The sequence below is a fragment of the Pseudomonas sp. Ors-4-3C genome, from assembly GCF_055755035.1.
Window position 1 is genome coordinate 5934301 of sequence record NZ_CM146900.1, and the last position, 12764, is coordinate 5947064.

General features: G+C 61.2%; 11 protein-coding genes and 1 pseudogene. 9 read left to right on the plus strand and 3 right to left on the minus strand.

The genetic code is table 11. The features are described 5' to 3' along the window. Nucleotides 1-162 precede the first annotated feature (162 nt). Both ACVHNU_RS26880 and ACVHNU_RS26885 read right to left on the minus strand, forming a co-directional pair. Entirely contained in the window at nucleotides 163-927 is a 765-nt protein-coding gene (locus ACVHNU_RS26880; protein WP_371850962.1) for a methyl-accepting chemotaxis protein, read from the minus strand. Between the two features lie 93 nt (nucleotides 928-1020). After that, nucleotides 1021-2055: pseudogene (locus tag ACVHNU_RS26885) on the minus strand (cache domain-containing sensor histidine kinase); the annotation flags it as partial. Between the two features lie 282 nt (nucleotides 2056-2337). Between ACVHNU_RS26885 and ACVHNU_RS26890 the strand changes: the two are divergent. Next, complete coding sequence (locus tag ACVHNU_RS26890; RefSeq protein WP_003220802.1) at nucleotides 2338-2592, plus strand: hypothetical protein; 255 nt, start codon at nucleotides 2338-2340, stop codon at nucleotides 2590-2592. A 31-nt stretch (nucleotides 2593-2623) separates the two neighbouring features. After that, entirely contained in the window at nucleotides 2624-3193 is a 570-nt protein-coding gene (locus ACVHNU_RS26895; protein ID WP_003220803.1) for a lipocalin family protein, read from the plus strand. Nucleotides 3194-3314: 121 nt separating this feature from the next. On the opposite strand, the gene ACVHNU_RS26900 is transcribed toward ACVHNU_RS26895, so the two are convergent. Beyond that, the gene (locus tag ACVHNU_RS26900; protein ID WP_400498560.1) at nucleotides 3315-4679 is read right to left on the minus strand and encodes a formimidoylglutamate deiminase; all 1365 of its coding nucleotides are present in this window, start codon (nucleotides 4677-4679) and stop codon (nucleotides 3315-3317) included. A 188-nt stretch (nucleotides 4680-4867) separates the two neighbouring features. On the opposite strand from ACVHNU_RS26900, the gene hutC reads away from it, so the two are divergent. From hutC to ACVHNU_RS26935, 7 genes are all read left to right on the plus strand, one after another. Then, nucleotides 4868-5536, plus strand: a complete 669-nt coding sequence (gene hutC / locus ACVHNU_RS26905; RefSeq protein ID WP_232324077.1) for a histidine utilization repressor — start codon at nucleotides 4868-4870, stop codon at nucleotides 5534-5536. Further along, nucleotides 5533-6102, plus strand: a complete 570-nt coding sequence (locus tag ACVHNU_RS26910) for a HutD/Ves family protein (protein ID WP_003220806.1) — start codon at nucleotides 5533-5535, stop codon at nucleotides 6100-6102. Before hutC ends, ACVHNU_RS26910 begins: the two co-directional genes overlap by 4 nt. Before the next feature lie 483 nt (nucleotides 6103-6585). Then, nucleotides 6586-8286, plus strand: a complete 1701-nt coding sequence (hutU, locus tag ACVHNU_RS26915) for a urocanate hydratase (RefSeq protein ID WP_473018624.1) — start codon at nucleotides 6586-6588, stop codon at nucleotides 8284-8286. A 163-nt stretch (nucleotides 8287-8449) separates the two neighbouring features. After that, on the plus strand, nucleotides 8450-9922 hold the full coding sequence (locus ACVHNU_RS26920; RefSeq protein WP_103485254.1) for a purine-cytosine permease family protein: 1473 nt from the start codon (nucleotides 8450-8452) through the stop codon (nucleotides 9920-9922). A 70-nt stretch (nucleotides 9923-9992) separates the two neighbouring features. Further along, nucleotides 9993-10961 carry an ABC transporter substrate-binding protein gene (locus tag ACVHNU_RS26925; RefSeq protein WP_473018625.1) on the plus strand — a complete coding sequence of 323 codons (969 nt, stop codon included), beginning with the start codon at nucleotides 9993-9995 and terminating at the stop codon, nucleotides 10959-10961. A gap of 84 nt (nucleotides 10962-11045) precedes the next feature. After that, nucleotides 11046-11897 (plus strand): ABC transporter permease, encoded by an 852-nt coding sequence (locus ACVHNU_RS26930; protein ID WP_003220813.1) that lies wholly within the window; start codon nucleotides 11046-11048, stop codon nucleotides 11895-11897. After that, nucleotides 11894-12724: a quaternary amine ABC transporter ATP-binding protein gene (locus ACVHNU_RS26935; protein ID WP_003220814.1), complete on the plus strand. Its 831-nt coding sequence runs from the start codon at nucleotides 11894-11896 to the stop codon at nucleotides 12722-12724. The genes ACVHNU_RS26930 and ACVHNU_RS26935 overlap by 4 nt, the downstream gene beginning before the upstream one ends. The last annotated feature ends 40 nt before the right edge of the window (nucleotides 12725-12764 follow it).

Here is a 12764-nt window from a genome sequence, read left to right on the forward strand (position 1 = left end):
ATTCAGTCCAGCGTCATTGCGAGCTGACCAGCGTATTTCAACTCAAAATTCAATCGTCGCTAACGCCGTCATCGCCAGCAGGCTGCCTCCCAAAGGGGATCTGTGTCGTTCACAAAAACCTGTGGGAGCGGGCTTGCTCGCGAAGACGCCATTGGCCGCGCCTTAGATCCTGAAGCTGCCTACCAGCTGCTTCAAGCGCGCCGCCTGCTGCTCCAGATCCGAGCAAGCCCGCAAGGTCGCCTGCAGGTTCTCGACACCTTCCTGGTTCAGCGTGTTGATCTCGTTGATGTCGACGTTGATCGACTCGACCACCGCGGTCTGCTCTTCGGTCGCGGTAGCCACCGACTGGTTCATCCCGTCGATCTCGCCGATGCGCTGGGTCACGCTGCCCAGACGTTCGCCGGCCTGGTTGGCGATGCCGACGCTGCTTTCGCTCTCGCGCTGGCTCTCGGTCATGATGCTGACTGCCTGGCGTGCGCCGACCTGCAGTTCTTCGATCATCTTCTGCACTTGCTGCGCCGAATCCTGAGTGCGGTGTGCGAGGTTGCGCACCTCGTCAGCGACCACGGCGAAACCTCGGCCAGCCTCACCGGCGCGGGCCGCCTCGATCGCGGCGTTGAGCGCCAGCAGGTTGGTCTGTTGCGAGATGCTGGTGATCACTTCCAGAATCTGCCCGATGTTCACCGTGTTGCTGTTGAGGGTTTCGATGTTGCCGCAGGAGTCGCTGATTTTTGCCGACAGCTGCTGCATGGCCTGAATGGTTTTATCCACAACCTGCTGGCCGTCGACCGCCAGGCTGCGCGCGTCGCTCGAATGCTGCGAGGCGAGGGCGGCGTTCTGGGCGATTTCCTGAGCGGCGGCGCCGAGCTGGTTGATCGCCGCGGCCACGCTGTTGGTGCGGGTCGCTTGCTGATCGGAGTTGTACATCGACGAATTCGACGCGGCGACCACGCGCAGGGCGACTTCGTTGACCTGGCCAGTGGCCGAGGACACTTCGCGGATCGAGGTGTGAATACGCTCGACGAAGCGGTTGAACGACAGGCCCAGCGCGCCGAACTCGTCATGGCCGTGGATCACCAGGCGCTTGGTCAGGTCGCCTTCGCCTTCGGCGATGTCGTGCATGGCGCGACCCATGGTCAGCAGCGGCTGCATCAGCACGCGAATCAGCATGCCGAGCAGGGCGATGATGATCACCACCGCGATCGCCATGGCGATCAGCGCCGAGGTGCGGAATTCGCTGAGCATCGAGAACGCGGTGTCTTTGTCCAGCACCAGCGCCACGTACCAGTCAGCCGATGGCACGCCGTTGACGCGGGTGAACGAGATCAGTTGGGTCTTGCCGTCGAATTCGACTTCTTTCAGGCCCGGGCTGACTTTCGGTGCGCCGTTGGGATAGGCCTCGGCGAGGGTTTTCAGGACCAGTTTGCTGTCCGGGTGAATCAGGATCTTGCCATCGGCACTGACGATGAACGCATGGCCGTGGCCACCAAAGTTGAGCGAGTTGATGATCGCGCTGACACTGGTCAGGTCGATGTCGGCACCGGCCACGCCGATCATCTGGCCCTGACGCTGCACCGGGGTGGCGACGGTGATCACCAGTTTGCCCGACGACGCGGCGATGTAGGGTTCGGTGACGATGGTCTGCTGCGCGCTGTTGGCCGCCTTGTACCAGCCACGGGCGCGCGGGTCGTAGTCCGGCGCGCGGTTGCCGGCGGGCACCGAGAACATCACGCCGTCAGCGCCGCCGAAGTAGCTGAGCTGGAAATTGCCGGTGTAGGCGGGCAGGTCGATGATGCGTTTGAGGCTGGCCGGGGCGCTGCCGTCGGCGGCGACCTGTTGCGACAGCGATTGCAGCAACTGGATACGGCTTTCCAGCCAGGTCTGGATGTTGCTGGTGGTCAGGCTGCCCAGCTCCTGCATCGAGGCTTCGGTGCTGCTGCTCAGGGCTTCGCGTTGTCGATAGTCGTTGAACAAAATGAAACAGGCGAATGCAACGGCCACCACAAGGGCGGCAGCCAACAAGATCTTGTGGCTGAATTTCATGTTTCTGGTCATCGAATGAACTACCGCGAAGGGGCTGGTCGAGAAAGGGCGGCAATTTGCCACACTCGGGGGCTTTGCGCTGCTCTTATTTCGGCCTCGGTGCGCCAAAGATTAGGGCGCTTTTGTGAAAAGCGACGAAATGCTCAGAAGCCCTGCAAAGTGTCTGATTTATCGGCAAAAGCCAGACGAGCGGAGCAATAAATAGCCATTTCTGAAGGGAACCAGATGAGGGTTTTCTCTTCTAAGCTTCTGGTTGGCCCCATGCCATCCCCCTTCCGCTCCAGGAGTTACTTCATGTCGCTGCGATCTATCGCCCTTCTGACCTTTTGCGTGCTGCTCGCCGCATGCAGCAAGGTCAATCAGGAAAACTACTCGAAACTGTCGGCCGGCATGGCCAAGGCCGAAGTCGAGACGTTGCTCGGCAAACCTACCGACTGCTCGGGCGCGCTCGGCATGTCCAGTTGCACCTGGGGCGACAAGAACAGCTTTATCAGCGTGCAGTACGCCGGTGACAAAGTGCTGATGTTTTCCGGCCAAGGCCTGAAGTAAACCGGGGCTGTGCGCCCACGGGAGAAAAACAATGAAGCGGTTATTGCTTGTCCTTTTTGCCGGCCTGGTACTGGCCGGCTGCGCCACGCACGGTGAAGATCCGCTGGCGCCCAAGACGGCCCACGAGGTCAACCTCAAGCGTTACCAGGGTACCTGGTACGAACTGGCGCGGATGCCGATGTACTTTCAGCGCAACTGCGCGCAATCCGAGGCCCATTACACGCTCGAGACCAACGGCAACGTCGATGTGCTCAACCGTTGCCTGACGGCCGACTGGCAGTGGGAAGAGGTCAAGGGTACGGCTTATCCACAGGTGCCGGGCAAGACCGACAAGTTGTGGGTCGAGTTCGATACCTGGTTCTCGCGGCTGATTCCGGGTGTGGCGAAGGGGCAATACTGGGTGCTGTACGTCAGCGATGACTACAAGACCGCCATCGTTGGCGATCCGAGTCGCAAGTACATGTGGCTGCTGTCGCGTACGCCGACCGTCAACGCTGAAGTGCGTGAAGAGTTGCTGAGCAAGGCGCGGCAGCAGGGTTACGACACCACGCGCCTGATCTGGCGGGCGTCGGATCGGCAGATGGCCAAGACCTCGAATTAAGCATCACCGAAGATCAAATGTGGGAGCGGGCTTGCTCGCGAAGAGGGCGTGTCAGTCGATTGAAATGTTGACTGATACACCGCTTTCGCGAGCAAGCCCGCTCCCACATTTTTGTTTTGTGTCAGCCCAGAAGTTCGCGCAGAACCTGGGTGAAGGCTCTGGCACTTTCCTCTTCGCCGGCATGCCGCCCGTCACGCACCACCCATTGGCCGTTGACCAGCACGTCGCGCACCTGCCGATCGCCACCGGCAAACAACCAGCGATTCAAGATCCCGTCACCACTGGCCGTGGCCAGATACGGGTCATTGCCGTCGAGCACGATCCAGTCCGCACGCTTGCCGACTTCCAGCGCACCGATCGGCTGTCCCAAAGCCTGGGCGCCGCCATCCAGTGCCGCGTCATATAGCGTGCGCCCGACCATCGGCTGATCCGCGCCATACAAACGATTACGCCGCTGGTCGCGCAGCCGCTGGCCGTATTCCAGCCAGCGCAACTCTTCGACCACGCTGAGCGACACATGGCTATCGGAGCCGATGCCCATGCGGCCGCCCTGAGCGAGGAAATCCACCGCCGGGAAAATCCCGTCGCCGAGGTTGGCTTCGGTGGTCAGGCACAGGCCGGCGATGGCGCGACTCTTGGCCATCAGCGTGACTTCTTCCGGGTTGGCGTGAGTCGCGTGGACCAGACACCAGCGCTGATCGACTTCGGTGTTTTCGTACAGCCACTGCAATGGACGGCGGCCGCTCCAGCTCAGGCAGTCATCGACTTCCTTCTGCTGTTCGGCGATGTGGATATGCACCGGGCATTGCTTGTCGCTGGCGGCCAATACTTCGCTGATCTGCTGCGGGGTGACCGCGCGCAACGAGTGGAAGCACAGACCCAGCGATTGGGCTTTTTGCTGCGCCAGTAGAGGTTGCAGGCGCGATTGCAGCTTCAGGTAGTTTTCGCTGCTGTTGATGAAGCGGCGCTGGCCATCGTTCGGCGTCTGACCGCCGAAGCCCGAGTGGCTATAGAGCACCGGCAGCAGGGTCAGGCCGATGCCGCTGTCGCTTGCGGCCTGACTGATGCGCAGCGCCAGCTCGGCCGGATCGGCATACGGCTGACCGTTGTTGTCGTGGTGCACGTAGTGGAATTCGGCGACCGAGGTGTAACCGGCCTTGAGCATTTCGATGTACAGCTGACGGGCAATGACGCCGAGTTGCTCCGGGCTGATTTTTCCGACCAGCCGATACATCAGGTCACGCCAGGTCCAGAAACTGTCGTTCGGATTACCGGCCACTTCGGCCAGCCCGGCCATCGCGCGCTGGAAGGCGTGGGAGTGCAGATTGGGCATCCCCGGCAGCAGCGGACCGCTCAGCCGCTCGGCGCCGTCTGCGGTGGAATCGGCCAGGATTCGGGTCAGCAGGCCATCGGCGCTGACCTCAAGACGTACATTGTTGGCCCATCCGTTAGGCAGCAGCGCGCGTTCGGCAAAGAAGGCGGACATGGTTCAGCACCCCATCGTGTGTTATTTGTATATACATATACAGACGTTTGCCTGCCCGGTAAACTCCGGCAAGCTAGCAACTTTCAGCCAATAAACAGGGATCAACCGTGCCGACTCCGCCTCCAGTCTCTCCGTTGGCCGCGAACCTGGGCGACAGTCCGGCGCCCTTGTACGCCCGCGTCAAACAGATGATCACCCAGCAGATCGACAGCGGTAACTGGCCACCGCACTACCGCGTGCCATCGGAAAGCGAACTGGTCAGCCAGCTCGGTTTCAGCCGCATGACCATCAACCGCGCCCTGCGCGAGATGACCGCCGACGGTCTGCTGGTGCGCATGCAAGGTGTCGGTACGTTTGTCGCCGAACCAAAGAGCCAGTCCGCGCTGTTCGAAGTGCACAACATCGCCGACGAAATCGCCTCCCGTGGCCATCGCCACACCTGCCAGGTGATCACCCTCGAAGAAGAGGCCGCCGGTTCCGAGCGCGCGCTGGCGCTGGACATGCGCGAAGGGCAGAAGGTCTTCCACTCGCTGATCGTGCATTACGAAAACGATATTCCGGTGCAAATCGAAGACCGTTTCGTCAACGCGCTGGTCGCCCCGGATTACCTCAAGCAGGACTTCACCCTGCAGACCCCTTACGCCTATCTCAACCAGGTCGCGCCGCTGACCGAAGGCGAGCACGTGGTTGAAGCGATCCTCGCCGAGCCCTCCGAGTGCAAGTTGCTGCAGATCGAAAAAGGCGAGCCGTGCCTGCTGATCCGTCGCCGCACCTGGTCAGGGCGGCAGCCGGTGACTGCGGCGCGCCTGATCCACCCAGGTTCCCGTCATCGTCTGGAAGGACGCTTTCATAAATGAGTGCACTGAAAGTTTTACGCGCCGAGGGTTACCCGCGCATGCCGTGGAAAAACGGCGGCGGCAGCACCGAAGAAATCACCCGTGACGCGGGCGCAGGCCTTGAGGGGTTCGGCTGGCGCCTGTCGATCGCCGACATCGCCGAGTCCGGGGGGTTCTCCACCTTCAGCGGTTATCAGCGGGTGATCACCGTGTTGCAGGGCGATGGCATGACCCTGTGTGTCGACGGTGATGACACGCGCCCACTGTTACCGCTGGACCCGTTTGCGTTCAGCGGCGAAAGCCAGGTCTCCTGCACCTTGCTCGGCGGCGCGATCCGCGACTTCAACCTGATCTACGCGCCACAGCGTTACAGCGCGCGCTTGCAGTGGCTGGACGGCGAGCAGCGGTTCTTCAGCTCGGCGGGGACGGTGGTGGTGTTCAGTGTCAGTGAGTTGCTTGAGGCGAAAGTCGCTGACAGCGTCGCGCAATTGGGCCGACATGATTGTGTGCAACTGGACGGTAACAGCGGTCTGGTTGAAGTGGCCGTCAATGCTCCGTGCTGCGTGATCGAGCTGACGGCACGCTGATTATCCTGCTCAAATAAAACACATTGTGGCGAGGGAGCTTGCTCCCGCTGGGCTGCGAAGCGGCCCCAAAACCGGTAGATGCCGGAATTGGGAGTCCTTCGGCCTCCAGCGGGAGCAAGCTCCCTCGCCACAATTGCGTTCACGCAGGCTGTTTCCCTTCACGCACCAACTTGTTACCGAACGCCCCAGCGTGGCGCAAAACCACGGGTTCGTAACGATCCGCCGCTACCTCATTTCCTCCCTGCAAAAAAATTCATCCACGCCACAACCCTTGTGTCAGGCGCTCTCCAGCGCTGTCCGCAATTTTTCCTGAACTGCCCGCCGGCAAGTTGGCCGCTTGATTGCATATGCTTGTATGTACAAGTAAAGACGTATGCGTATAAGTCCGCAGCGTCCACTGATTCGCTTGTCGCGCATTGAGGCGCACAGGCTGCTTGCCCACTGCCAGGGTTGGTTTGAATTGATCGCTGAGGAGTCTTTTTCGTGACTGACAATAAGCCTACAACTGCCGTTTATACAAAGAGACGTGACGTCGAAATCCGTGCATCGCGCGGCAACAAGCTGACCGCCAAGAGCTGGCTGACCGAAGCGCCGCTGCGCATGCTGATGAACAACCTCGATCCGGAAGTGGCCGAGAACCCGAAAGAGCTGGTGGTTTACGGTGGTATCGGTCGCGCCGCGCGTAACTGGGAGTGCTACGACAAGATCGTCGAGAGTCTGACCCACCTCAATGACGACGAAACCCTGCTGGTGCAGTCGGGCAAACCGGTCGGCGTGTTCAAGACTCACAGCAACGCCCCGCGCGTACTGATCGCCAACTCCAACCTGGTGCCGCACTGGGCGAGCTGGGAACACTTCAACGAACTCGACGCCAAAGGCCTGGCCATGTACGGCCAGATGACCGCCGGCAGCTGGATCTACATCGGCAGCCAGGGCATCGTTCAGGGCACCTACGAAACCTTCGTCGAAGCCGGTCGCCAGCACTATAACGACAACCTCAAGGGCAAGTGGGTGCTGACCGCCGGTCTCGGCGGCATGGGCGGCGCTCAGCCGCTGGCCGCCACCCTGGCCGGTGCCTGCTCGCTGAACATCGAATGCCAGCAGGTGAGCATCGATTTCCGCCTGAAAAGCCGCTACGTCGATGAGCAGGCCAAAGACCTCGATGACGCCTTGGCGCGCATCGCCAAATACACCGCCGAAGGCAAAGCGATTTCCATCGCGCTGCTGGGCAACGCGGCAGAAATCCTGCCGGAACTGGTCAAGCGCGGCGTGCGCCCGGACATGGTCACCGACCAGACCAGCGCCCACGACCCACTGAACGGCTACCTGCCGGCGGGCTGGACCTGGGAAGAGTACCGCGCTCGTGCCAAGACCGAGCCGGCCGCCGTGATCAAAGCCGCCAAGCAATCGATGGCGGTCCACGTCAAAGCCATGCTGGACTTCCAGAAGCAAGGCATTCCGACCTTCGACTACGGCAACAACATCCGTCAGATGGCGCAGGAAGAAGGCGTGGAAAACGCGTTCGACTTCCCGGGCTTCGTCCCGGCCTACATCCGTCCGCTGTTCTGCCGTGGCATCGGTCCATTCCGCTGGGCGGCGCTGTCGGGTGATCCCCTGGACATCTTCAAGACCGACGCCAAAGTCAAAGAGCTGATCCCGGACGACGCGCACCTGCACAACTGGCTGGACATGGCCCGCGAGCGCATCAGCTTCCAGGGTCTGCCGGCACGTATCTGCTGGGTCGGTCTGGGCCTGCGCGCCAAGCTCGGTCTGGCGTTCAACGAAATGGTGCGCAGCGGCGAGCTGTCGGCGCCGATCGTCATCGGTCGCGACCACCTCGACTCCGGCTCGGTAGCCAGCCCGAACCGCGAAACCGAATCGATGCAGGACGGTTCCGACGCGGTCTCCGACTGGCCACTGCTCAACGCTCTGCTCAACACCGCGAGCGGCGCGACCTGGGTGTCCCTGCACCACGGTGGCGGTGTCGGCATGGGCTTCTCCCAGCACTCGGGCATGGTAATCGTCTGCGACGGTACCGACGAAGCGGCCGAGCGCATTGCCCGCGTCCTGCACAACGACCCGGCCACCGGTGTCATGCGTCACGCCGATGCCGGTTACCAGATCGCTATCGACTGCGCCAAGGAGCAGGGGCTGAACCTGCCGATGATTACCGGCGGCAAGTAACACGCTTTGGCTTTATGTGGGAGCGAGCTTGCTCGCGAAAGCAATCTGTCAGCCAGCACAGATGTTGAATGTGCTGGCCAATTCGCGAGCAAGCTCGCTCCCACAGAAAAGCAGCCCTACCGAAGCTCAGTGAACAATTAAAACAATCCACAGAGGTTGAATCATGGCTGTAACCCCTGATCGTGCAAGCAACAAACCGTTGATCGAAAGGCGTTCGATCGACTACATCCCGGAAGCGGAAAGACACGGTCGTCTGTTTAGCCAGTTCACCCTGTGGATGGGTGCGAATCTGCAAATCACTGCGATTGTCACCGGGGCCCTGGCCGTGGTGCTGGGCGGTGATGTGTTCTGGTCGTTGATCGGTCTGTTGATCGGTCAACTGCTGGGCGGCGGCGTGATGGCGCTGCATGCGGCGCAAGGGCCGAAGCTGGGCCTGCCGCAGATGATTTCCAGCCGCGTGCAATTTGGCGTGTACGGTGCGGCGATTCCGATCGTGCTGGTGTGCCTGATGTACCTGGGTTTCACCGCCACCGGTACGGTGCTTTCCGGTCAGGCGCTGGGCCAGTTGTTTGGCGTCAGCGACACCGTCGGCATTCTGCTGTTCGCCAGTGTCATCGTGCTGGTCACGGTGCTCGGTTATCGGGTGATCCACTGGATCGGCCGGGTCGCCAGTGTGATTGGCGTGATTGCCTTTGTGTATCTGTTCAGCCGCCTGCTGAGCCAGGTGGACGTTGGCGCACTCCTGCAAATTCGCCACTTCAGTTGGAGCAGCTTCCTGCTGGCGGTGTCGCTCGCGGCGTCCTGGCAGATCGCTTTCGGCCCTTATGTGGCGGACTACTCGCGTTACCTGCCGAGCAAGATTTCCTCGGTGAAAACCTTCTTTGCCGCTGGCGCAGGTTCGGTCATCGGCGCGCAGGTGGCGATGGTCCTCGGCGTGTTCGCGGCAGCTTCGGCCAACGGCCAGTTCGCCGGTCACGAAGTGGCCTACATCGTCGGGCTGGGCGGCACCGGGGCCACCGCCGCGCTGCTGTACTTCAGCATCGCGTTCGGCAAGGTGACCATCTCGACGCTGAACTCCTATGGCAGCTTCATGTGCATCGCGACCATCATCAGCGGCTTCCGTGGCCACCTGACGGTCTCGCGCCTGCAGCGTCTGGTGTTCGTGCTGGTGATTGTCAGTGCGGCAACCCTGATCGCCTTGCTCGGTCAGCACTCGTTCCTCGGTGCGTTCAAGTCTTTCATTCTGTTCCTGCTGGCGTTCTTCACGCCATGGAGCGCGATCAACCTCGTCGACTACTACTGCATCACCCGCGAGCGCTACGACGTGCCGGCGCTGGCCGATCCGAACGGTCGTTACGGGCGCTGGAACCTGCTCGGGATCAGCATCTATGTGTTCGGTGTGCTGGTGCAGTTGCCGTTCATCTCCACCAAGTTCTACACCGGCCCGCTGGTGGCGGCCCTCGGTGATGTGGATATCTCCTGGATCATCGGTCTGGTGTTGCCTGCCGCGCTGTATTACCTGTGCGCGAAAAAATGGCACGGCTCGGTGCCCGATCACCTGATTCTGCCGGTCGAGCAGAACAGCGATGTACAACCTGAAAAAAGTGGGGCCAGTCGCGCTGCGGCGCAGGCCTGACTGGACGTGGACAGGGCTGGATGCCTCTTGAACTGCCGTAAGCCAATTCATGATTAGGAGCGTCGCGACAATGAAATCGAACAAGACCCTGCTGACCACATTGCTGTCCATGGGCCTGTTGGCCAGTGCCGGTGCGACTCAGGCAGCTGGCTGGTGCGAATCGGGCAAACCGGTGAAGTTTGCCGGCCTGAACTGGGAAAGCGGCATGCTGCTGACCGACGTCCTGCAAGTGGTGCTGGAGAAAGGCTACGACTGCAAGACCGACAGCCTGCCGGGCAACTCCATCACCATGGAGAACGCCCTGAGCAGCAACGACATTCAAGTGTTCGCCGAAGAGTGGGTCGGCCGCAGCGATGTCTGGAACAAGGCCGAGAAGGCCGGCAAGGTCGTCGGTGTCGGCGCGCCGATCGTTGGTGCGGTCGAAGGCTGGTACGTGCCGCGCTACGTGATCGAAGGCGACGCCAAGCGCAAGCTTGAGCCAAAAGCGCCGGACCTGAAAAACATCGCCGATCTGGGCAAATACGCGGCCATTTTCAAAGACGCCGAAGAGCCGTCCAAGGGCCGTTTCTACAACTGCCCGGCCGGCTGGACCTGCGAGCTGGACAACAGCGAAATGCTCAAGAGCTACGGCCTGGAAAACAGCTACACCAACTTCCGTCCGGGCACCGGCCCGGCGCTGGATGCGGCGGTGCTGTCGAGCTACAAGCGTGGCGAGCCGATCCTGTTCTACTACTGGACGCCAACCCCGCTGATGGGCCAGATCGATGCGGTCAAACTCGAAGAAAAACCGGGCGTCGACAAGAGCCTGAGCATCAAGGTCGGCCTGTCGAAAGCCTTCCACGAGCAAGCCCCGGAATTGGTGGCCGTGCTGGAAAAGGTCAACCTGCCGATCGACCTGCTGAACCAGAACCTGGGACGCATGGCGAAGGAACGTATCGAGTCGCCGAAGCTGGCGAAAATCTTCCTCAAGGAACATCCTGAAGTCTGGCATGCGTGGGTCAGTGACGACGCTGCCAAAAAAATCGACGCGGCGCTGTAGGTCGATACCTCCCGGTCAACCGTGAGGCTGGCCGGGAGATATGCCGTAAATCGCTTGATTGAGATTTCTGATTGAGAGCCGCTTATGTTTCCCGAAAGATTTACCTTTTCCATCGCCGACTGGGTCAACGGTTGGGTCGATGCGCTGGTCACCAACTACGGTGATGTATTCCGCCACATCTCGGACACCTTGCTCTGGGCCATCGTGAACCTCGAAGGCCTGCTGCGTGCGGCGCCGTGGTGGTTGATGCTGGCGATCGTCGGCGTCGTCGCCTGGCACGCCACGCGTAAAGTCGTCACGACTGCGGTCATCGTCGGTCTGTTGTTCCTGGTGGGCGCTGTCGGCCTGTGGGACAAACTCATGCAGACCCTGGCGCTGATGATGGTCGCGACGATCATATCGGTGCTGATCGGCATTCCGCTGGGGATTCTCTCGGCGCGCAGCAATCGCCTGCGTTCGGTGCTGATGCCGCTGCTCGACATCATGCAAACCATGCCCAGCTTCGTGTACCTGATTCCGGTGCTGATGCTGTTCGGTCTGGGTAAAGTCCCGGCGATTTTCGCCACGGTGATCTACGCCGCGCCGCCGCTGATCCGCCTGACTGATCTGGGCATCCGCCAGGTCGACGGCGAAGTGATGGAAGCGATCAACGCTTTCGGTGCCAACCGCTGGCAGCAACTGTTCGGCGTGCAACTGCCGCTGGCCCTGCCGAGCATCATGGCCGGGATCAACCAGACCACCATGATGGCCCTGTCGATGGTGGTGATCGCCTCGATGATCGGCGCCCGTGGTCTGGGTGAGGACGTGCTGGTGGGGATTCAGACCCTCAACGTCGGACGCGGCCTCGAAGCCGGTCTGGCGATCGTGATTCTCGCGGTGGTCATCGACCGCATTACTCAGGCGTACGGTCGGCCACGGCATGAGGTGAGCAAATGAGCAACGCAACCGTGAGCAAGATCGAAGTCAAAAACGTCTTCAAGATTTTCGGCAACCGCGCCAAGGACGCACTGGCGATGGTCGGCCAGGGCAAGACCAAGGATCAAGTGCTCAACGAGACCGGTTGCGTGGTCGGGGTCAACGACCTGTCGCTGAGCATCGGCACTGGCGAGATCTTCGTGATCATGGGCCTGTCCGGTTCCGGCAAATCAACCCTGGTGCGCCACTTCAATCGCCTGATCGACCCCACCAGCGGCGCGATCCTGGTCGACGGCGTGGACATCCTGCAATACGACATGGAAGCGCTGCGCGAATTTCGCCGGCACAAGATCAGCATGGTGTTCCAGAGCTTCGGCCTGCTGCCGCACAAGACCGTGATCGAGAACGTCGCCTACGGCCTGAAAGTGCGCGGCGAGAGCAAGCAACTGTGCAACGAGCGCGCCTTGCACTGGATCAACACCGTCGGCCTCAAGGGCTACGAAAACAAATACCCGCACCAGCTCTCCGGCGGCATGCGTCAGCGCGTGGGCCTGGCCCGTGCATTGGCGGCGGACACCGACATTATTCTGATGGACGAAGCGTTCAGTGCGCTGGATCCGCTGATCCGCGCCGAGATGCAGGACCAGTTGCTGGAGCTGCAAAAGACCCTGCACAAGACCATCGTCTTCATCACCCACGACCTCGACGAGGCCGTGCGCATCGGCAACCGCATCGCGATCCTCAAGGACGGCCGCCTGATTCAGGTCGGCACCCCGAGAGAGATCCTGCATTCGCCGGCGGATGAGTATGTCGACCGGTTCGTGCAGCGGCGGGCGGCGGTGGTTTAGTGGACTAAGGGTGAGACTGCTTTTGTGGCGAGGGAGCTTG

What these genes read in the sequence shown, in the direction of transcription:
- ACVHNU_RS26880 (WP_371850962.1), bottom strand. Translation starts at nt 927, where the DNA reads ATGTACAACTCCGATCAGCAAGCGACCCGCACCAACAGCGTGGCCGCG.
- ACVHNU_RS26890 (WP_003220802.1), top strand. Translation starts at nt 2,338, where the DNA reads ATGTCGCTGCGATCTATCGCCCTTCTGACCTTTTGCGTGCTGCTCGCC.
- ACVHNU_RS26895 (WP_003220803.1), top strand. Translation starts at nt 2,624, where the DNA reads ATGAAGCGGTTATTGCTTGTCCTTTTTGCCGGCCTGGTACTGGCCGGC.
- ACVHNU_RS26900 (WP_400498560.1), bottom strand. Translation starts at nt 4,679, where the DNA reads ATGTCCGCCTTCTTTGCCGAACGCGCGCTGCTGCCTAACGGATGGGCC.
- hutC (WP_232324077.1), top strand. Translation starts at nt 4,868, where the DNA reads ATGATCACCCAGCAGATCGACAGCGGTAACTGGCCACCGCACTACCGC.
- ACVHNU_RS26910 (WP_003220806.1), top strand. Translation starts at nt 5,533, where the DNA reads ATGAGTGCACTGAAAGTTTTACGCGCCGAGGGTTACCCGCGCATGCCG.
- ACVHNU_RS26920 (WP_103485254.1), top strand. Translation starts at nt 8,450, where the DNA reads ATGGCTGTAACCCCTGATCGTGCAAGCAACAAACCGTTGATCGAAAGG.
- ACVHNU_RS26925 (WP_473018625.1), top strand. Translation starts at nt 9,993, where the DNA reads ATGAAATCGAACAAGACCCTGCTGACCACATTGCTGTCCATGGGCCTG.
- ACVHNU_RS26930 (WP_003220813.1), top strand. Translation starts at nt 11,046, where the DNA reads ATGTTTCCCGAAAGATTTACCTTTTCCATCGCCGACTGGGTCAACGGT.
- ACVHNU_RS26935 (WP_003220814.1), top strand. Translation starts at nt 11,894, where the DNA reads ATGAGCAACGCAACCGTGAGCAAGATCGAAGTCAAAAACGTCTTCAAG.